Origin of the sequence: Jilunia laotingensis, assembly GCF_014385165.1 — a bacterium.
GTDB lineage: Bacteria > Bacteroidota > Bacteroidia > Bacteroidales > Bacteroidaceae > Bacteroides > Bacteroides laotingensis.
The window spans coordinates 2,790,579-2,812,417 of record NZ_JACRTF010000001.1 but is presented as its reverse complement, the minus strand read 5'-3'; the positions used below and the strand labels follow the sequence as shown (position 1 = coordinate 2,812,417).

The 21,839-nt window shown below is 42.2% G+C and carries 12 protein-coding genes; 2 read left to right on the top strand and 10 right to left on the bottom strand.

Annotated features, from left to right (window positions below):
- The first annotated feature begins 97 nt into the window (after window positions 1-97).
- On the top strand, window positions 98-1,375 hold the full coding sequence (locus tag H8744_RS10700) for an LruC domain-containing protein (protein WP_262434806.1): 1,278 nt from the start codon (window positions 98-100) through the stop codon (window positions 1,373-1,375).
- A gap of 171 nt (window positions 1,376-1,546) precedes the next feature.
- On the opposite strand, the gene H8744_RS10695 is transcribed toward H8744_RS10700, so the two are convergent.
- Genes H8744_RS10695 through H8744_RS10685 form a run of 3 tightly spaced genes read right to left on the bottom strand, consistent with a single transcriptional unit; the run spans window position 1,547 to window position 7,382 of the window.
- Window positions 1,547-4,399 carry a bifunctional fucokinase/fucose-1-phosphate guanylyltransferase gene (locus tag H8744_RS10695; RefSeq protein WP_262434805.1) on the bottom strand — a complete coding sequence of 951 codons (2,853 nt, stop codon included), beginning with the start codon at window positions 4,397-4,399 and terminating at the stop codon, window positions 1,547-1,549.
- Between the two features lie 43 nt (window positions 4,400-4,442).
- On the bottom strand, window positions 4,443-7,142 hold the full coding sequence (locus H8744_RS10690) for a hybrid sensor histidine kinase/response regulator transcription factor (RefSeq protein ID WP_439649380.1): 2,700 nt from the start codon (window positions 7,140-7,142) through the stop codon (window positions 4,443-4,445).
- Window positions 7,143-7,190: 48 nt separating this feature from the next.
- Window positions 7,191-7,382, bottom strand: a complete 192-nt coding sequence (locus tag H8744_RS10685; RefSeq protein ID WP_262434803.1) for a hypothetical protein — start codon at window positions 7,380-7,382, stop codon at window positions 7,191-7,193.
- A gap of 1,056 nt (window positions 7,383-8,438) precedes the next feature.
- Between H8744_RS10685 and H8744_RS10680 the strand changes: the two genes are divergently transcribed.
- A complete protein-coding gene (locus H8744_RS10680; RefSeq protein WP_262434802.1) occupies window positions 8,439-8,912 on the top strand; it encodes a GNAT family N-acetyltransferase in 474 nt (157 codons plus the stop codon).
- Between the two features lie 119 nt (window positions 8,913-9,031).
- Here the strand turns inward: H8744_RS10680 and H8744_RS10675 are convergent, their stop codons facing one another.
- From H8744_RS10675 to H8744_RS10645, 7 genes are all read right to left on the bottom strand, one after another.
- Window positions 9,032-9,916, bottom strand: a complete 885-nt coding sequence (locus H8744_RS10675; RefSeq protein WP_262434801.1) for a carbohydrate kinase family protein — start codon at window positions 9,914-9,916, stop codon at window positions 9,032-9,034.
- Window positions 9,917-9,960: 44 nt separating this feature from the next.
- Window positions 9,961-11,127 (bottom strand): MFS transporter, encoded by a 1,167-nt coding sequence (locus H8744_RS10670; protein ID WP_262434800.1) that lies wholly within the window; start codon window positions 11,125-11,127, stop codon window positions 9,961-9,963.
- Between the two features lie 4 nt (window positions 11,128-11,131).
- Entirely contained in the window at window positions 11,132-12,946 is a 1,815-nt protein-coding gene (locus H8744_RS10665; protein ID WP_262434799.1) for a glycoside hydrolase family 32 protein, read from the bottom strand.
- A 111-nt stretch (window positions 12,947-13,057) separates the two neighbouring features.
- Window positions 13,058-15,547, bottom strand: a complete 2,490-nt coding sequence (locus H8744_RS10660; protein ID WP_262434798.1) for a LamG-like jellyroll fold domain-containing protein — start codon at window positions 15,545-15,547, stop codon at window positions 13,058-13,060.
- A gap of 77 nt (window positions 15,548-15,624) precedes the next feature.
- Window positions 15,625-16,791, bottom strand: a complete 1,167-nt coding sequence (locus tag H8744_RS10655) for a DUF4960 domain-containing protein (protein WP_262434797.1) — start codon at window positions 16,789-16,791, stop codon at window positions 15,625-15,627.
- Between the two features lie 35 nt (window positions 16,792-16,826).
- A complete protein-coding gene (locus tag H8744_RS10650; protein ID WP_262434796.1) occupies window positions 16,827-18,464 on the bottom strand; it encodes a RagB/SusD family nutrient uptake outer membrane protein in 1,638 nt (545 codons plus the stop codon).
- Window positions 18,465-18,491: 27 nt separating this feature from the next.
- Entirely contained in the window at window positions 18,492-21,545 is a 3,054-nt protein-coding gene (locus H8744_RS10645) for a SusC/RagA family TonB-linked outer membrane protein (protein ID WP_262434795.1), read from the bottom strand.
- Between the last annotated feature and the right edge of the window lie 294 nt (window positions 21,546-21,839).

The window sequence follows — 21,839 nt, the reverse complement described above, 5'->3', positions numbered from 1 at the left end:
CTATTTGGATAAAATATACAACTTTATTTGCTTTATATACAAATTATTTCCACCTTTGCAACATCTAAAAACAAACAATCACCAAAACAAACAAAATATGAAAAAGAATCAATTCCTCCTCCTCTCATTATTCTTAGGAACTGTAATCTTCAGTTCTTGTGAGAAAAACCTGTATGATGAAGATAAGCTGCCTGAAAAAGATCACACCGTTGCAAATTTGAACATTCCGTCAAACTTTAACTGGAAGATGACAAAGAATGCCGAATGCACTGTCACAACAACAAACAACACTCCAATTTCTGTCTATTTAGATAAAAGCTGTAGTGAAAGCGAATTAGTCGCTTCGTTCACTACAAATTCCGAAAACGCTCCTCTGTCACTTAGTTTGCCAAGTTATGTCAACGAACTGTATTTTCAATACGAAACAAGTGATGGACAGAAAAAGGTAATATCTGCCTCTCTGAACGGAAACGGCAATATTAATATCGCATTGCCCTCAAATACCAGAGCCATGGTACAAACTCGAGACAATAATGATATTAAAACGGATCAATCCGATGTGGTTTATTATCCTAAAAACGGTTGGGGCACAATCATGTTCGAGGATTTATTCCCCGGTTTGGGAGATTATGACTTCAATGACTTCGTAATGAATTATAAAGTACAATTATACGAAGTAGAAAAAACTGGCAATGGTAACAATAAGAATTACACTACGAAAGCTATGCAGATCGGTGCCCGTCTGAAAGCCATGGGTGGTTCATTGGACTACCGTCCTTATTTAAGAATCCACGGATTAAAGAGAGCTGATATCAGTTCTATCAGCCTTCATGAAAGTTTCAATACCAAAATCACAGAAGTAAAGTTGATAGAAGGTAAGAATGGAGAAACAATTATCGACCTCAGCGAATTAACAGACAATCTGCACAAACCAGCAGGTAGCCATTACTACAATACCGAAAAAGAATATGCTATCTCAAGCGATAAATTGCCTCAAATAAACATATATATAGAGTTAAAAGAACCCGTAATAATCAAAGGGAATCTGGAGGACGAAGATTTTGAATTCTATCTGGCACACGAAAATGGAACAGAAATCCACTTGAGTGGATATGAACCGGTAGCTTACAAATACCCTATAGATAATAAGAATATCCTTCCATTGGATGGCAATATAGCTAACTACTATTACAGTGTAGACCGTCTAATCTGGGGACTGAAAGTTCCGGACGATGTGGCTCAAGCCATTGAAAAAGCAAACTTCCTGGATGCTTATAAAAATTTTGAGAAATGGGCAACCAGCGGAGGACAGAACGATTCAAACTGGTACGGACAAGGTAATAGTAATAAGGACTTGTTAATGCCATTGAATTAACCAACGATTATGAAATAAAGAAAAAACAAGGTTCTTCCTAAAAGCCTTGGATTTATAAGAACATCACCCTCACTACAAAATGATGAACTGCACCCCAAAAGTTAGATACAAAACTTTAGGAGTGCAGTTCAAACTGTAGTAAGGGTGCTATTTTGTCAATACCGTTTTGTACTAACTCCTCGACACTTGCAATCCTTTATCCGATAAAGTCATATCAACAAAACGTGCCCGAGGATTAGGAGCATATTCCGTTAATATACGACGGATGCAGACAGCCGCCTGAGGATCTTTCGCCACCATATAAAGATAACCGCCACCACCTGCTCCAGGCAACTTATGCCCCAGTGTATAATCTTCTATCAAGCGGATTATACTCTCCACTTCCAGTGGATTCGTTCCGGTATCCAGCGTTTTGTTCTGCAACCAGGTTTTTCCTATTAGTCTGCCATAACCAGAGAAGTTTCCACGTAGAATAGCCTCGTTCATATCCATCGCATGGACTTTCATCTCCGAAAGCAAGGCAAGGTGTTTACCGGAATTGAGGAACATGGAACGAACGATCTCTCCCAATATGCCTTTCGCAGTACGGGTGATTCCGGTGTAGTACAACAAATGGCAGTCTCTGTACTCTGGGGCAGTGAAAAGTTGGTCGGGCAACCAACGCACCAATGGAGTCTGGTCAAAGCCGGCTTCCGTTTGCAGCAACTTCACTCCGGAAAAGACTCCACCATACTGATCTTGCCAACCCCCACCCGTAGTAAGCAGTTGTTCCAGAACCAACGTGCAACGGCATATTTCATTCTTATCCCATGCCAGACCACAAAAATCATTAATGGCACCCAACACGGTAGAGGCAAGAATGGAACTTGTACCCAATCCTGATCCCGCAGGTATGGCAGCAAGCAAAGTGACTTCTATTCCAGCACCGAAAGCCTCTAATTGTTCCCTTAACGAACCATAGCTTCCCTCAGAAAATTGCGGCAAGAACCCTGCCAAAGCCAAAGCCGCTTTAGGAATGGAGAAAGGAGAACCTATTTTACAATAATCCTGTAACTCATCGTAGGTATTCACAATTTCCATCGCCCCCATATCTATGGAACGAAGCACGACATGCGGTTCCTTGCATGTCTTGACATACACCTGCAAAGGAGGCTGCCCATTCAACTCAATGGCCAGGTTTACGACATTCCCACCGGAATAAAGCGAATAGGGAGGAGTATCCGTCCAACCTCCGGCAACATCAATGCGCACAGGACTTCGTCCCCACACAATCTGATCGGAATAAACATTCAGCTTCGGTTGACATTTCTGCTTGCAAACCTCTCCCAATAGTCCGTTACGTAAAAGGTCGAAAGCAGCGTTTCCCTCTTCCTTCGCCTCCGGTTTACCTTCCAGTTCCATGATACGTGCCCGGAACATACGGTTGTGCATTTGCAACATTTGCGATGCATCCTCCGGCAAAACCCGCGGAGTATCAAGTCCCTGTTTTACAAATTCATGTGCAGCATCTTCCAAATCAAGCTGATAAAAAACACTCTTCTCATAATTAGCAGACAGTGCTTTCCAATTGTTCCGGCGAAAAGCAGCGCGCTGTGTATACAAACGTTGCAAATTGGCACTTGCAGAGATTTCATCCGCAGAGATTTTTTGAGCATTCAACCATAACATACGTCCTTCCACCAGTTCAGGTTCCGAAGTCATCCATCGGAGAAGCACGCCAAGATCGTCTACCGATTCCGTTAAAGGAAAAATAGATGCAGCCTGTAAATCATCCGTACATCCTGGAATATCATCACGTGTAATGTTTCGCCGTGACATCCATTCTTCAAAAGGTATCCCGGTAAAACTGGTATGGGGCGCGTATATATCACCTTTGAAAACATCATCCAAGCCGTAAGGACGCGCAACAAAGCCTTTGTCACCCATAGGAACCACATCTAGGCAGATTCCGTCCGGTAAACGAATCTTCCAATCATTTTCCGGTACTCCGGTTATAATCTGCCGGGAACCTAACCGCCAGCCTTTACCCACATAGCTATTTTCAATCCACAAGTTTTCATTCGCAGTTGAGAATGCAATATTGGTGGAAGAGTTTTGAACGAAAATGGCCGGATTCGGCTTCACTTTCCGATGCATGATGAGACGTTGATCGCGGACTTTCTCCTGAACAGCCAATGTAGAGGATATCAATTCCCGGCTGGTGCCATAATGATAAAACTCCCCACCCGGTAAAGGCAAGATAGCAACCGAAAGACTGTTCAATTCTTCATCTTTTACTTTCGGTTGGCTACCCAGTGCCAGTCCATAGTCCGAATAAAGATCATAAAAAGTGATATTGCCGGAATCTTTCTTCCTGGAATGTTTCATCAACAACTCCACGGCACGGTCGCTTAGCAACCAGATACCGATATCCATCAGAAAAAGATGTGTCTTTGCCAATCCTTCCAGTTCGGCAAGAGAAGGCTTTTGTAACATAAAGTCGAGTACATCCGGAGTCTTCCGGTCGGAAACAAACACGCCATGATGAGTAGCCAATGAAGGGTTCACCCAAAGTCCATAACAAATCACATCGGCTTCAGGAATCTCCTGCAACGGTTTTTCCGAACGAATATAGACATCTCCACTGGCTATCAACGTATGCACTTTCTCGGGAGCCATATTCATAATTCTTTCGTACAAAGGAAGTTGCAACGAAAGCAAATTCTGGCCAAGCTTCTGCCCTCTCTCCCAGCTAAAAACAGGTATCGGGGTTAATATCTTGCCCGAAGGAGCATACCCCGGCAGTCTGCGGCTCTGTCCCCCGGCATGGAGCAAGATTCGTTTTTCACTGCCCAACCAAGTGGAAAAAGAATCTTGATTAGCATCATATTCGTGGCAGGCCTGCAATAGCCAAGTCGTTCCCCCTCCCGAACCTAACTTCGCACCTACGGGGTCGGAAGTACAAAACCATTCGGAAGCCTCCACGCCTTCCAGTTCATGGAAACAATCTACAAGATTCGGAGGCAGAGATAGTAATTTCTTCATGAAGTATCTAATATTAGAGTTTATTTATATTCAATATGCTGGTTTATTTTCCTTTTCGTTTCAGAAAGTCGGTCGGACTTTCTCCGAACTGCTCTTTATAGCACTTCGTGAAATAAGAAGGAGAAGTGAACCCGACCTCATATGCAATTTCCGCTACTGTCATACCGGAAGAAGCCAACAGCGAAGCTCCCCTTTTCAGGCGAGCCATGCGTAGTAATTCATTGGGGGCATAATTAGTCAGCGATTTCAGTTTCCGATAAAGCTGCACACGGCTCAATCCCATCTCTCTCCCCAAGTCTTCCACATTCAAACCGGAATCGCCCATCCTCTCTTCAACAAGCATCTTGAACTTTTCGACAAAATCTTTATCCAATTCACAAATGTCCTCTTTTGCCAAGGTTTGCCTGTCGCCAAAGAACTGTTTCAGGCGCTGATGCGAATCGATAAGATTCCGGATACGTGCCATCAGAAGCTGCGAATTGAAAGGTTTGGAAATATATGAATCCGCACCTCCGTCATACCCCTGAATACGTTGTTCATCGAGTGAGCAAGCCGTCAGCAATATCACGGGAATGTGGCAAGTCTGCAACTCACTCTTTAAGCGGCGGCAACACTCGATACCGTCTATCCCCGGCATCATGACATCCGAAATGATAAGATCGGGCACGAACTTCATTGCCTTGCGAATACCTTCCGCCCCATCAGCGGCTTCAATCACAGCGTACTCTGCACTTAAAAGGCCGTGGATATAAGAACGTATATCCGCATTATCGTCAATGATCAGCACCGACATCCGATTAGAATCATACCCTTGCTCCATCTCTCCTTCCTCCTCCGTCAAGTCGGCCGGTAAGTTCGAGGGGATGGACACTTCCGAAGAAGGAGGAACGATATCGGACTGCCCTTTATTTGCCGGAAGTTCTACCGTAAACACTGTTCCTTGCCGTTCATCGCTTTCTACGCGAATCGTGCCCCCATGAATTTCAACAAATGCCTTCACCAACGCCAAACCGATTCCCGATCCGGAGTGATGCATGTCTATCTTATAGAAACGATCGAAAATACTACGTATATGTTCCGCAGAAATCAGACTACCGGTATTGGCTACCGTAAAACGGAAAAACGCTTGTCCCTCTTTTTCAAAAGGAGAAAGACTCACTGCCACCTTTCCGTTCTCCGGAGTAAATTTAAAAGCATTGGAAAGGAGATTATAGTAAATACGTTCCAACTTTTCGATGTCCGCTGAAGTATGGTAATCCGTATGGGGTTCGCTTTCAAATGAGAAATGGATGTGCTTTTTAAGTATGGCCGCTTGAAAAGCTTCATTCCAGTTCTCAAAACATTGCAGCAAGTCTACAGATACAGGCGAATACTCCATTTTCCCATTTTCATACTTACGGAAATCAAGAATCTGGTTGACAAGACGTAACAGGATATTCACGTTGCGCTGGACAAGCAGCAACAAACGATGCTGATCACCGGAAAGACATTTGTCCGCAAGCAATTGCTCCACCGGATCGGCTACCAATGTCAGCGGAGTGCGAAAGTCATGGGATATGTTCGTAAAAAACACCAGTTTGGCATGGGTAGCCTCTTCCAACTGATGCGACAGTTGTATGAGTTGATCCCGTTGTTCGGAAAGCTGGTCACGCTGCTCTTCCAACTGCGCCTTTTGTTTCGACAGCTCTATATTCAACCTGTTTTTTGAACGGAGGGACTTATAAACCACCAATAGCAATCCGGCTACCAGCAATAGAACGAGCAAGCTGCCGTAAAGAACGACTTGCTGGGTGGCATACCGGGACAGATAGCCACCGATACGTCCGTTCAAAGTCTCTATCTTATTGTCCAAGTCAGCAATATGAGCTGTTTGCAGTTTCATCACGGGAGCATTGACCGGGTCTACAATCGCAGTTTCCATAATCGTCTCACGCGGAAAGGGTTGCATGTTAAGAATATCCATAGCCAGTTGCACTACCTTATCCCCGTTGGTAGGATAAATGAAAGTGGCATCCAACACACTGTCCAACACCAATTCCACTCCATTGCCTTTGCCCGGCAATGCATCGATCCCGACAAATACGATATCATCCGCCCGTCCCAACTGATCGGCCGCTTCAAATGCTCCGGGTGCAATCCGGTCGTTATGCGAGTAGACAGCATCTATCCGAGGATAAATCCGTAAAAGCGAATCCATAATGACACGTCCCGGATCACGTTCCCATGCCGCATCGGCTTTGGCCAACAGATGAATATCAGGATAAGCACTGATGGCACTCATGAATCCCTGGTGCCGTTCCATAGCAGGCGTAGAGCCACTCAGCCCTGTTAGTTCTACGACATTTCCTTTTCCTCCCAACTTTGCCGCCAAGTATTTACCTACTTCCCTGCCTATTTCATAATTATCCGCCCCCATAAAGGCGGTATACTTATCCGAAAGGATTTTCCGGTCTACGACAATCACAGGTATCCCCTCATCAAAAGCCTCCTCCACCACCGGAGTAATAGGAGCAGCCTCATTAGGCGTTACAATCAGCAAATCGACCTTCTTATCGATGAAATAACGGATGTCCTCTCGTTGTTTTGCATTATCATCGTGAGCAGAACGTATCTCCACGGCTACCCCATCGTAAAACATCGCTTCCCGTTCTATCTCCCCATTCATCTTGTGCCGCCAACTGTCATCGCTACACTGAGACACACCGATGACATAGCGCGGTGCATCATTCTTGCATCCCGCCATAAAGACAAGTAAAAAGAGAGAAATCAAATATATAGTTTTCATGAATTGTTATTCTGTTGTGTTATCTATAACTTGTATCTTACGCATATTATTATTCGAATGAACCACCGGATAATACATTAATTCCACTTTGGCCGGATTTAGTGAATCAGTTCCTGAAAAACGGGGAAGCAAGGGAAAAGTCAGGAAAAGTAATATCCAAATCAATATCCCTGTAGCATAGAATCTGTTGTATTTCATGGTATTATCCAATTGATGTTGTCTCCGATAAATTACAAATTTAAGCGAAAAACAACAGATGTGCAAAATTTCCTTCTTTTAAATTGGGCATCGAATATAAAAAAGCAGAGAATCCAAATAGTGCATTCATGTCTATAAATTCTATCCTGTCGAATCAAGCATATAATGACCCTAGGTCGATTTGTCTTTCTGACACTTTGTTTCTCTCGTTCGTCATGAGTATTGTTATTCCGGGCGATGATACATATGATGAGAAAAAACGGATTGTAGAGCAATCACAGTTTTCCACTTTGATAATAAAACAAAGACAGGAGTTACATAAAACAGCACTTATTTCCCTGTCCTTTCCAAATGACAAATATCATAGAATTATCATCTCATTCCGTCACAAAAGAAACCTTCACCGAAAGAAGAGAAATAGAGAAAAGAAACGGGAATTATAGCTCATTTCAAGTAAATTTAGCCTCGTTTTAATGGAAATGAATGCTTCATTTGTTGGAAATGGTTGTTTCATCTGATGATGATTAATACTTTATCCGATGAAAATGGGTATTCTATCTGTTGGCAATCGCTATTTCACCCGTCATTTATAGTGATTTTATCCCTTTTTCATTCGCTTTTGACCCCTAAAACAGCTTTTTGGAGTGCTATTTCAACGATCTGATAAAAAGGATCGGTTAGTAATAAAAGGGAAATTAGAGCATATTGCTACATATTGATAAGATTAGATATAAAAAAAGATTAATGTCATTCCAATAAATCAGAGTATAGAAAAGTCTGTTTAAGTTTTCCTTCTAAAATCTTTTATTCCGTTCTATTTAATTTCATTCTCAATCTGTTTTTCCTTTTCTATGCGCTACATAGTTCAACGGCTATTCATAATTGAAATCCCAATTACTAACTCCTCAAAAGCTATATATATAAAGAAAACACGTAGTTTGTAAAACAAGTTAGCCCCCATTTGGAATGAATCAATATATTTGCTCCGTAGGTTTACCAAAGGTGGATTCCGAAAAGCCAAATAATAAAGAGAGTAGGAGAATATATAAATAAGATATGCTAACATATGTAATTGGTGAAAATTCCTCACTGAGAGAAGATTTGTATAATAGATTTATTTTTAATATCGCTTCAGATAACTTACACTATGAAGATATTGTCGATATAGCAAAACAGACACTTAATGATGTTTCTCGTTGGGTAACTCAGGATGAAATTATCACGCCCACCTCTAAACTTGCGCGTGGAAGTGCCCTCTTTATAGCAGCAATGGAGAGTACAACAGAAAAAGTTGTATGCGTCACAAGAGTGACCATTCGGACGAACAGTATGCTTATAGATGATATTGCCGCCAATCAAAAGGGGGCAGGCAAGGCTACGATTGAGTACGTCATTAGTATTGCAAAAGACAAAGGTTTTAAGAAGATTTTCATCACCGCGGCCTCAGGAAACCCAGCATTGATAGATTATTATAGAAGTATCGGGTTTACAGGAACTGGCACAGAAATGGAATATAAAATAAGTGATTAAGATATAGAAATCAGAGGATGAACTCACTTGCTGAATTTGCAAGTGAGTTCATCCTCTGATTCACACTATGTCATGGAAACCGATAAAATATAGAAGAGGTTTCAAGAATATCCTCATTATTATAACCTCTCCTTCAATGTCTCCGGCAACACAGGCATAGCACCGCTCTGCGTACAAACATATGCCGACACTTCAACTGCCAGCTTATGGGCTTCAGGAATACTCTTTCCCTTCAAAAGCGAAGCGGTAAAGGTAGCTGTAAAGGAGTCACCGGCCCCCACCGTATCGGCTACAGGCACTTTCGGTGTTTCCTGATAGGAAATCACACCCGGAGTAAACACATAGCTGCCATTCGTGCCGCAAGTCAATATCAACATTTTCAGGTTGTACTTGGCAAGGAGAATCCAACATTTATCCTGCAAATCAATGCCGGGATATCCGAAAAGACGGCTGATAACAACCAATTCTTCATCATTTATCTTCAGAACATTACAACGACGGCAGGACTCACGAATGATCTCTTTGGTATAAAATCCCTGACGAAGATTGATATCGAATATCTTCAGCTGTCCTTCCATGTCGGGCATCGTATCCAGAAAACGATTGATGGTAGTCCGGCTCACTTCATTGCGTTGGGCCAACGATCCGAAGCAAACGGCACGGGTACTGAGTGCCAAACGCTTGAGTTCGTCCGTAAAAGGAATATTATCCCAAGCAACATTTTCTTTTATATCATAACAAGGTACTCCTTGATTATCCAAGGCGACTTGGACAGTTCCAGTGGGATAGTTTACTTTCGGCAATTGATATTTCAACTGCTTTCCATCGAATACCTGCAGGATTTCATCCCCCAACTTATCATTACCAACGGCACTGACCACACGACTGTCAAAACCGAACTGCGATACATGATAGGCGAAGTTCGCCGGGGCACCCCCTATTTTCTTTCCTTCGGGAAGCACATCCCAAAGTGCCTCCCCCATTCCTACGATTATGTTATTCATAAATTCAATTTACTGTTTATATTAAAAACGGATTATGATATAAATTATTTCTTAATACGGAGCGTATAGAAAAGAAGGTATATGACTCCGACCGTCATCACGGCTACAGCACCGCTCTGCCCGATAGCATCACTGGCTACGCCCATTGCCAACGGAAAGATGGTGCCTCCGAAAAGCCCCATAATCAACAGACCGGAAACTTCATTCTTCTTCTGCGGCATAGCAAGCAATGCCTGCGAGAAGATAATGGAAAACACATTGGAATTTCCAAAACCGATCAAAGCAATACATACATAAATCATCATCAAGTCATTGAATATGAACAATCCAACCATAGCCAACAACATGCACAAGACACTAATAGCAAAGAAGATTTTGGAAGACATTTTCCGTAAGATAAACGAACCGAGAAAGCAGCCGGCAGTACGAAAGATGAAATAAAGGCTCGTGGCAAATCCTGCCTCGGCAAGTGTCATGCCAAGACGCTCGATAAGAATCTTCGGTGCAGTAGTATTTGTGCCGACATCAATACCGACATGGCACATAATACCGATAAACGAAAGCAGGATAAAAGGTTTGCCGAGCAACGCAAGGCATTCTCCGAATGTAGATGGTTTTCCTTCTTCCGGTTCTTCGGTAATCCGGGTGGCATTCAGCAACAAAATAGCAACAACCGAAATAATCATATAGATAGGGAAAAGTACGCGCCAACCAAGCCCGAATGACGGAAGAACCTGCGTCGCTCCCCACATGGCAATATACGGTGCAAGGAAAGAAGCAATGGCTTTTATAAACTGACCGAAAGTAAGACTACTGGCAAGCTTGTCACCATTGACGATATTGGAAAGCAACGGATTGAGTGATGTTTGCATCAAAGCATTTCCAATCCCGAGCAATGAGAACGAAACAAGCATCAGCATATAACTATCACCAAAAATCGGCAACAACAAGGATGCAAAAGTGATGACCAGACTGAGAAGCACCGTCTTTTTACGCCCGATACGGTTCATCAGCATACCCGTAGGGACGGAGAAGATGAGGAACCAAAAGAATACAAGTGAAGGGAAGATGTTAGCCTGAGCATCCGTAAGGTTCAGATCGGCTTTCACATAGTTGGAGGCAATGCCTACTAAATCGACAAATCCCATGGCAAAGAAGCAAAGCATCACCGGGATGAGTTTTGTTAATGGAGCGTTTTTAGTGTGGTTCATGTTATTAATTAGTTTTTAAATTGTATACAGTGAATGATGTTATGTTGTAGCTTCCGCCTTTGGCATAAAAACTGATGCGATTATAAGGTTCCGAAGGGAAAACAAGGTTTGTCATGGAGAAACGTCCATCGTCACCAAAGGCCTCGATACTCGATTTATCAATGAGAAGCCGCAACTTCATCTCGTCCTTGCCCTCTATCGGAGCTAGTGTAACTGCCGGAAAATCCTTGCTGAAAGAAACGTCTCCGCTTTTCGTACGATCCATGGCAAACTGCTTGTCAACCAGATTGTAATATATCTCCACCTCTTCTCCTTTGGAGTTGAAAAGCTGGAAACCGATGATTTCCGCATTCTTGTTTTTGAAGGTCATCTCTATCTCATAAGTACCTGTGTTGTCAGAAAGAAGCCGGTCAAGATTGTATGAACGGTCTACTTTAAAAGAGCGTTTTTTTGTACCTTTATCACGTAGCTTCAGCAACTCACGGGAAGGGGTACATTTCACATAGGTTTCTCCCTTGGAAGTATATAGTGAAAGGTCACGTGGAACGGAATTACCGCTACGGTACTGTTGTGTCGGAACATTATTGGCATACTGCCAGTTACTCATCCATGCAAGCGCAATATGACGACCTTCGGGCGCATTGCTCCAGGTGACGGTAGCATAATGATCTTTCCCCCAATCCATCCATTTGGTAAGGGCTGGCGATTCATTCACAAATTTCTTTCCGTCAAACGTGCCGACAAAGTACTGAGTGGCACTTCCACCGAACGGGCCTCCGGGATTGAGATTACAAATCAACACCCATTTTTTCAGTTCCGTGCCTTCGATAGGAAGTTCGATCAAGTCGGGACATTCCCACACACCACCATGCGCTCCCTGGCCTTCACCGAATTTACTCTCCATTGTCCAATCCTTCAGATTGGGAGAAGAATAGATTTGCATCTCCTGCCCTACCGCCAAGATCATAATCCATCTTCCCGAAGCTTCATGCCACAACACTTTCGGATCACGGAAGTCACGTTGAGTGGAAGTCAATATCGGGTTGCGGGCATATTTCCTGAAAGTCTTTCCATTATCCAAGCTATACGCCATGCTCTGCACTTGACGGTCGCTCGCTGATGTATAGAAAGCCACAATAGCTCCTGCACCGAAACCTGCCGTATTATCTTTGTCCACCACGCACGAGCCACTGAAAATGGTTCCCAATGCATCCGGCGCAATGGCAACCGGTTGATGTTCCCACGACACAAGGTCACGACTCGTCGCATGTCCCCAATGCATATTGCCCCACATGGAGCCATAAGGATTATACTGATAAAACAGGTGATAAATTCCGTCTTTGTAGACCATACCGTTAGGATCATTCATCCATCCGTAGGCCGGGGTGAAATGATAAACCGGACGAAACATCTCCCGGTTGGAGACATCGAACGTATCGGAAAGCTTCATCTCGTTCCAACATATGGCCGAATCGGGTATCAATTGAAAATTGAAAGAGAGGTGCTTTTTATCGAATCCGGTCAAGTCGACCGGAACAAAGTAGTCCACCTTATTAATAGCCAGACGGACATTCATATTCCGTACCACATCGTTATCAGCAATCATATACAATTTTGCTTCGGGAGAAACTTCTTCTACCGGCAACAGCAGATACTTTTTCTGCTCGTCAATCTGGACAATGCTCTGTCCATCGCCTAAATGTTTTATCACGAAAGGAGGGTTTACAGCCTGGCAGGAAAATACGATAGTCGTTACTCCTACTATATATAAGGAAAGTGTTCTTCCAAGGTTCTGCCAAGAGTTTTTAAAATGAATCATGTTCTTAGTTGGTATTAAGATTTTATACATTCCACAGGTGCAAAGATAGATGCCTCTCATCAGAGCAACTATAAGTTTTGTTACAATTGATATGACATCCGTTACATCCTCTTAGTTATTTACTGTAATTTTCTCGCTGTAATTGACTCCGGAGCCAATTACGTGAACTATACAGCTTCCTGAGAAGGGAAGTTGTATAGTTCCGTTTGAATCCGTCACGCGATTCCGGGCAAGCATTCGCCCGGAAAAGTCATAAAATGAAAGTACTGCATCCACTGGTAGATTTCCATATTTCAGGACAGATCCGATAACTTTCAGTTCAATATCCACCGTATCTACATCCATTATGCCGACATCCCCTTTGTTTTTAGGATCAAGTATCCAAGCATTCAAACTACTGAATGTCGTATTCCCGCCATCACTAAAGACTTCAACTCCTGTTGCCACCGGATCGGTAGGAAACAAGCGTACTGAAAATGCCCACTTTTCATTAATAAATATGTCCATAATAGAGTGGTCGACATAAACATGAAGATTGAATTCACTTCCAACAGCTACTTTTGCCGGAAGAATCGATTCATACAGTCCGTCGAAAGAACCTTCATCATTCTTTAGACGATCTATTGTACGTGCATCGACAACCACCTTATTTAATAAAGGGTTATAATAAACTTCCACTGCTTTATCATCCTTTTTAAAGAAACGAAAGCCAACCTTACTAATCGAATTAACTTTGAAAGAGGCTTGCGCTTCAAGACATCTACCCACCACAGGAGTAAGTTCCCGCGTTCCGTTCAAATCAAAATCAGTGGCAGAATGAGTCGTTTTGGTTCTCAATTTAGAAAGCCCGCCATAAGGTTTCTGTGATAACTGATTATTTTCGTCCAACGTCAGTTCACGTGGCAAACTAAAAGTATGTGCCCAACCCAACGTATAATTTGCTTCGGAACTCAGCTTATCCGGAACAATCCCGATAGCTGCATACTTACCGACCTCTATCTGATATAAAGATGGAGAAAGCAATCCGTATCCATCCTTTCCCATCCCACTGAGTTCCATTTCACGGGGTTCATTCTGATAAGCAGGAAGAGGGGTAAATGTTCCGTCATTTCCAATAGTACCCACCCAATACAGCACTTCCACCCCCTGACGACTTCCGAGAGGAGTAGCCATAAACAACCATTTTCCATCGTTCATGGGCACAATTACGGGCATTTCCCAGAAAGTACCCGAAATAGAGGCATTTCGTCCTTTGAAAAAAAGACTGCCGTCATTACTCCAGTTCTTTGTTGCCTTATCGTAACGATGCAATGTAGCCGCACCAATTCCATCACTACTGGTACCTACGATCATATAAAACTCACCATTGGCAGAAAATATATAAGGATCACGAAAATCATCACTTAATCCCACTGGTTTTCCGGGAATAATAGGATTATGATTAACTTTCATCCAGTCCGTCAGTTGTCCGTCTACCGGATAAGCTTCGGCTATGGTTGCTTTAGCATTATCAACCGCTGTATAAAACAGATGTGGTTCGCCACCCGTCAATACGGCATCATTGAACACACAACCCGACCAACATCCCTTCCAGTCGTAGTCGGCAGATGGAGACAGAGCTATTTTATCCTCTTTCCAATCATAAAGATTCTCGCTGGTAATATGCCCCCAATGAAGTCTGCCCCAGTAGGGGCCATTCGCATTTTTCTGGAAAAACAAATGGTATTTTCCATCCTGAAACACCAATCCATGAGGTTCATTTGTCCAGTTGCCACCCGGCATACCATGAAAAACAGGGCGAAGTATATCATTTTCAAAACGGGATTCCGGAATGGACAGATCGGCTTCATGTTCCGGAGTTTTATACCCCGATTCGCTAACTGACAACGCTGTATTATAAATCCGTATATCATCTATCAATCCGTTAATCGTGTTAAGCAAGAACGGTCCTGATTTTATGTCACTAAAGGATTTTCCAATTATAAAACTTTCTCCACCGACCGTTATTTCCCCATCCAGACGTATGGATGCCGAACCGACCAGCTCTGAATTACGGTAAATACTTACTTCTTTCTTGTTTACATCCACCACTGCCATCAGATGATTCCATACATATTTCTCCAATTTTTCATTTGCCTTACATGTCACTTTCCAACCACTGACATAAAAGTCAAAAGAATAATCTCCCTGAGAACTTAGCAAAAAGGCAAATCCACTTTTATTGCCTTCATCCATATTTCCGGCAAGATAGGTCGAAGTATTGACAGCCTCGTCATTGTTCATCATCGGATAGGTTTCCATGGCACACCATAAAGAAAACGTGAGGCTTTTCGTACTGAGTTTTGCCACATCAATATTTGCTGCCACATAAGTAGAATAACCATCTAGACGCAACGCTTTTCCTTCTGCCCCGTCAACCTGTTCCGGTGCAAGATTGCTATTCACTAAAAACGATTTCCCCGTCTGACTATCCACAATTTTATCGCCTTCAAGTTCCATAGGAAAATGACTTACCAACTGTGCAAATCCGGTAAATACCCCGATGAAGCTTCCTGCCAGAAATAGCAAGACACTCTTAATTATATTTTTATTTTCTGCCATAGTAACTGTTTTATTGAAGAGAAAAGTTTAGCGCAAAGTGTACGATGAGTCTCCTTTGCGCTAAAATAACCAATGAATTATTCCTGCAAATAAGTCAGGATATTATTCGTCATTAATTCAAGGTTCGACTGATAAGCGTTAATACCAGTATTCTGATTCCACTCATAAGCCGCAAGCCCGATTGCAATACAGCGACCTTTGTACTCTTCCGTAGGATTAAACTCGACCATACCGGCACAACACCAGTCAACCACATGTCCCCAAGTTGCCAGTACAACAGCTTCATTCTCCATTTCAAAAGCTTTCACAATATTCTCCGCATCGGGATAAAGCGCAGGGAAATCGAAAGAATTCAAGTCCCACATACAGTTATGATCTTCACGTTGTCCTGGTCCGATCAACGGGAAAGATTCATGATCGTCATATTGATTGGAGATGGACATACCTTGAAAAGCTGCATGAGTGCTACGATCATATTGTAAACCGATATTTGCATTTATCGTCCATATGTCATCACCCGTTCCTCCTTCACCGTCACCGAAAATACCCGGCGCACGATTATCCGCCAATCTGCCTAAAGGCAGTATCAATTGGGTAGCATGATTACAAAGGAATAAATTTCCTCCTTCTTTATAATATTGAACCAAAGCCGCCATTACTTCATCAGAAATCAATGTAGCAGGCAAACGATCCCATCCCAGTCCAATGCCAACGCGATCTATATGTATCCAAATAACGGCAAACTCTGATAAATCTATAGAAGTTATCATGGAAGGTGTCAATATTTCTCCAGTCGGATAATTCGCCTGAAACCATCGGGCGGAAGCTTGTTCGTCATCATCCTCTATATCCTCCGGTTTATCATAGGCTATTAAATAACCGACCTTTCCGGTTGCCATACCTTCCACAGTCGTCCGGACAGTTTCACCTTCGGATACCTTACCATCCGTATAATTCACCTTCACCGTGAAAGCCAACTCTTTATTTAAAGCCACTCGTTCAAATGTATAAGTATTCACAACCCCTTCCAATATAACAGGAGCATCATTATTACACTGAATATTCACACCTGCCACCTCAGCCTGAGCGGGCATTGTCCATGATAAAATCACATTCCGTCCATCCACTGCACATTGCAAATTACTGACTTTAGCCATTTCCGGTGCAGAAGCATACTCCACATCACTGCATGATGAAACAACGATAAGCAAAGATGTGATCAATAAATATAAATATGTTTTCATGTTGTTGATTCTATTTTCCATTAAGTAAAACTAAGTTAATCATATAAACCGCCTGAATTTTCGACCTCATCTTTAGGAATAGGCAAGTAAATTTCATCCTGCGTAATCGTAGCATCTTTGTAGTAAGGACGTAAACTTTCTTCTTCACGCATATACTTATTAATAACATTTACCGCTTCTCCCCAACGAACCAGATCGAACCAACGATGACCTTCCATTGCCAATTCCAGACGACGTTCCATACGCAATGCCTTACGTGCATATTCCTGATTCCATCCAGTCTCAGGATACCCCTCTACTTTATAGCTGTTTTGCATCGGATCGACATCTACCGGAGAATAGGTTGCATCTACACTTCTTTTAGCTTTGGCACGAATATCATTGATAATCTTACGCGCCTCATCCAAATTCTGGTTAGACTCTATCAAAGACTCAGCTTTCCATAGAAGTACATCGGCATAACGAATGATGCAATAATTCAGGCTGGAAGCTCCCCAAGGGAATCCCTGAACCATTTCAGACGAGTTTGGATCGATCAACCCTTTTTTTCCGGAATACTCTCCATAGATATCATAGGCACGGCACCATTTTTCGTTATAAGTATATCCACGGAAAGGTACACCGATACGTCCCACCGTAAAATCAAGGCGAGGATCGATATTACCCATGTAAGTCGGACCAACATTAACAGAATTAAAATCATCCAGATAAGGCAATCCTTTTTCATCGGTGCGAAAAGCATTTACGAGATTTTGGCTGCCCAAAAAGAAATCATCACCGCTACCAAAAAGATTACCGTCAGAATAAGTAGTATTCAATAAGCTTCCCCAATTTATATGCGCATTATCATTTGCTGTCGAGAATTGTACGGCCATGACAGACTCTTTCATGTTATTGAACTCGATCTTCGACATGTCCAAGTAATTGTCATAAAGTTCATATTTATGACTTCCTATTACATAATCGGCAAATTCGATAGCTGTACTCCAATCTTTGGTTTCTACAGCGAGTTTTGCCATATAAGCAGCAGCTACATACTTATTAAAGCGTCCCGGCTGTTCCTGGGATTCAGGAAGATTTTCCCATGCATACTGGAAATCCTTTTTAATTTTATCAAAAATCTCAGTACGGGTAAACTCGGAAGATGTGGTCGTATTCGGATCACTGTCTTCTGTGAGATAAGGAATCCGCTCGAATATGCGAATCAAGTCAAAATAAAAATGTCCACGTAACAACCGAAGTTCGGCAAGTAAAGGAGCTTTATTATCTATCTTTGCATCATTCACAGCCCGCATGGCTTTATGCACGCGTGAAATAGCATAATAGTTATTTTTCCATTTATTCACACCGGTAGGATTGTCACTGGTCAGGTTGGATATTTCCAATTGATGAATAGACGCCTCCATGCTGACACCACCTCCTCCTTTATAGGCATCATCCGAACGTACATCGAACACCCAATTGGAAACAGGAGCGGTAAACGATTCATTGTTTCCAAAGAAATGAGCTTCCAATCCAGCATAAGCGGCTGCCATAAGACCTTCAATCGAGGTGTCGTCAATCTGATCCGAAGTAAATTGCCCATAAGGTTTCTCATCCAGAAAATCTGCACAAGAAGAGAATGTTACCGCACATGAAAATGCAAGAGTTGCTATTTTATAATTTAATTTCATAATCTGTTGCGTTTTATAGTTTATAGATTAAAATTTCAGGTTCACACCCATTGAGAAAGTACGTGCGATTGGATAAGGAGCAGTGTCCACACGGGCTCCGTAATCACCGAGAGGAAGTTCCGGATCAAGTCCTGAATAATTGGTAATCGTAAACAGATTTTCAACTTGCCCGAAGATACTCAACCCGGAAGCACCAAACTTCTTCAGCCATTCAGATGGAAAATCATATTTCAGTTTAACATATTTCAGTTTCAGATAAGAACCGTCTTCCACATAATATGTAGACATACGACCTTCATTATTATTATCTGTAACAGTCAATGCGGGTACCGACGTATTTGTATGGGTGGGAGTCCATGCATCGAGTACCGAAACACCCCGATTCGTACTTGTCCCGCCATAAGTCATGAAATCCAGCTGACGCTTTGTGGTATTATAGATATCAAACCCAAAATCACCAGTAAAGAATGCACTTAACGTAAAGCGTTTATAACTGAAGTCCAAACTCAAACCTAAAGAAAAGTCAGGATTCGGATCACCAATCACACATTGATCTTTATCATCTACGACTCCGTTACCATCCATATCCCGATATTTCAATCGACCTACTCCTTTTCCCTGTTGGTCGGCATGATTGCGAACTTCATCATCATTTTGAAAAATTCCGTCTACGACATACCCATAGTATACTCCCATCGGCTGACCTTCCATCAGACGATAATCACCACCTATGAACTTCACTAGATTATTTAACTTTTCGACTTTATTCTTGTAACGGGAAAGGTTCAACGTACCGCCCCATGAAAAGTCACCATATTTAGCACTACGATAATCAATCATCCATTCGAATCCACGATTCTTAACCGATCCCGTATTAGTCCACATAGAAGCATTTTCGCCTGCAACAGAAAGTGTAGGAGGAATTGTAAGCACATCTTTTGTGTTCTTCAGATAATAATCAAAACTCATATTCAAAGAGTTGTTGAAGAATCCAAAATCCAACCCGATATTCGTTTGCGTGGTAGTTTCCCATTTCAAGTTTCTATTGCCGGAAGTAGCAACGATGATACCTGCCAAAGTTTTGTTTCCGCTACCGTTTAAATCATAAGCACCATTTCCAACATCATAGCGATAAGTGCTATAAGAAGCATAATTATTATCTATAGCGGAATTACCGGTCTGTCCCCAGCCGAAACGGATCTTTGCATTCGTCAGAATATCCGATTCCGGCATAAACTCCTCTTCCGAAATTCTCCACGCAGCGGAGAAAGCAGGAAATACACCGGAGTTATTGTCTTTATACAATCGGGATGTCGCATCCCGGCGAATGGTAGCCGACAATAAATATCTGTCGTTCCAATTGTAATCCGCCTTTGCAAACAAAGAGAATAAAGCCCATGCAGACTTACCACCACCATTTGTCTGTGTGCCTTCTCCAGCATCGATTACCATATAATGGTCATCCTCAAATTTATAGGTATCGCGATAGGCGGACAACCCTTGATACTTATAAGATATAGCTTCTGTACCGGCAAGTATTGTCAGATTGTGGTTATTCAATTTAAGATTATAATTTGCCGTATTTGTCCATGTCCAAGTATCTCCTTGACCATAAGCCCGTGAAACACTATTCTTGTCGGATTCCTGAACCTTACGGTTCAATGCCTGATTGAGGAATTGTACATGTTCTATTCCGATATTACTTTTCAAGCTTAATCCTTTAACGGGAAAAATTTCCAAATAGGCATTCCCGAAAATTCGCCAGCTTTCATTTGAGTTATCTCGTCCATTATACAACTCATGAACCGGATTGGCTATATCCGAATTCGCCAACGATAGCGGATTAGTAAATTTTCCATCACTATCTTTTACTGGAATTGCAGGATGTTGCCGCATCGCTCCATAAGGAATACCCCGGTCGTTTTGAGTAGTATATCCCAGATCATTCCACTTGGCAACCATGAGGTTCTCGCCTACTGAAAGATATTTCGAAATCTTGTAAGTAGAATTGACACGAGCTGAAAAACGCTGAAAATAAGTATAATCCATTAAACCGTCCTGATTGGTATAGTTGGCAGAAAACATGATCGTTCCTCTTTCTCCGCTGTTCATTACATTAGCTGCATAATTCTGCGTCCACGCTGAACGGTAAATCGCATCTTGCCAGTCCGTATCAGAAGCCTTCACTTTTCGGGCATCATCAAGGTACTCTATCAACACCGGTGTATCGCCATCTCCATAAAAAGGATGACTAGGTTTCAACCCTGCATTCTTATTGGCTGTCCAATAGGCTTCTCCCCATTGCTGGGCATTCAGCATTTCAAACTGTTTGGCAACAGTTTGAAAACTTCCTGAGATATCTACATTTACCGATATACGATTGCCTGATCCTTTTTTAGTTGTAATGACTACAACTCCATTGGCAGCCCGTGAACCATAAATAGAAGCAGAGGAAGCATCTTTCAATACTTGTATAGATTCGATGTCATTACTACTCAAAGAATTAAGATTCTCCGTAGTAGGAACGCCATCAATAATATAAAGGGGATCATTCCCATTCACAGTACTCATACCACGTACTCTGATTTTAGTCCCTCCCCCACCGGGAGCCGCATCTGTACTGATCTGTACACCTGCCACTTTGCCTTGAAGAGAGTTAAGAACATTCGGATTGGATTCACTGATGGGTTGTTTCATATCGACCACGGAAACGGCACCGGTAAGATCTACTTTACGCTGTGTCTGATATCCTACAACCACAATCTCTTCAAGATTCCGCGTATCTTCTTCCATGATTATTCTCATCGTAGTAGCGGCATTCAATAATTGAGAGATAAACCCGACATACGAAACTTCCACCTGAGCTTTCGGATTGCTTACTTTAAGTGTGAAATTACCATCAATATCGGTGATAGTACCATTGTTTGTACCTTTCTCCATAACCGTAGCACCGATAATAGGTTCATTATCGGTTTTTGAAAGTACAGAACCTTTAACCAGTAATTGTTGAGCAAACGAAGTTATGCTCACTAATAGAAGAGCAATAAATGTGCTAAATCTAAGAAGATTGTTTCTTGGCATACTTATTAGTTTAAAGTTAATAATTAGATTTTAAATCACGATTGACATTGCGTTTTGTCGATGCAAACATAATGCAATCAACCGGCAGCGACTATAAATATTGTTGCAAACACTCATAAATTTGATACAAAGAGCTTGTTTTAAGTAGATTTGAAGTCTCATTTCTTCAGGAAAAGTTTGATTTACCAAACTTTCTCTAAAGATTAATCCCTGTCCCCAAGACAGAATTACAGTGAGGAATTTGCACCATTATTATCAGAATTATCCTACATTTGCATATAAAAATCATTCCGA

Excerpts from the sequence above, each read along its gene's own strand:
- H8744_RS10675 (WP_262434801.1), bottom strand. The coding sequence starts at position 9,916 with ATGAATAACATAATCGTAGGAATGGGGGAGGCACTTTGGGATGTGCTT.
- H8744_RS10685 (WP_262434803.1), bottom strand. The coding sequence starts at position 7,382 with ATGAAATACAACAGATTCTATGCTACAGGGATATTGATTTGGATATTA.
- H8744_RS10660 (WP_262434798.1), bottom strand. The coding sequence starts at position 15,547 with ATGGCAGAAAATAAAAATATAATTAAGAGTGTCTTGCTATTTCTGGCA.
- H8744_RS10680 (WP_262434802.1), top strand. The coding sequence starts at position 8,439 with ATGCTAACATATGTAATTGGTGAAAATTCCTCACTGAGAGAAGATTTG.
- H8744_RS10690 (WP_439649380.1), bottom strand. The coding sequence starts at position 7,142 with ATGGCGGGATGCAAGAATGATGCACCGCGCTATGTCATCGGTGTGTCT.
- H8744_RS10650 (WP_262434796.1), bottom strand. The coding sequence starts at position 18,464 with ATGAAATTAAATTATAAAATAGCAACTCTTGCATTTTCATGTGCGGTA.
- H8744_RS10665 (WP_262434799.1), bottom strand. The coding sequence starts at position 12,946 with ATGATTCATTTTAAAAACTCTTGGCAGAACCTTGGAAGAACACTTTCC.
- H8744_RS10670 (WP_262434800.1), bottom strand. The coding sequence starts at position 11,127 with ATGAACCACACTAAAAACGCTCCATTAACAAAACTCATCCCGGTGATG.
- H8744_RS10695 (WP_262434805.1), bottom strand. The coding sequence starts at position 4,399 with ATGAAGAAATTACTATCTCTGCCTCCGAATCTTGTAGATTGTTTCCAT.
- H8744_RS10645 (WP_262434795.1), bottom strand. The coding sequence starts at position 21,545 with ATGCCAAGAAACAATCTTCTTAGATTTAGCACATTTATTGCTCTTCTA.
- H8744_RS10655 (WP_262434797.1), bottom strand. The coding sequence starts at position 16,791 with ATGAAAACATATTTATATTTATTGATCACATCTTTGCTTATCGTTGTT.
- H8744_RS10700 (WP_262434806.1), top strand. The coding sequence starts at position 98 with ATGAAAAAGAATCAATTCCTCCTCCTCTCATTATTCTTAGGAACTGTA.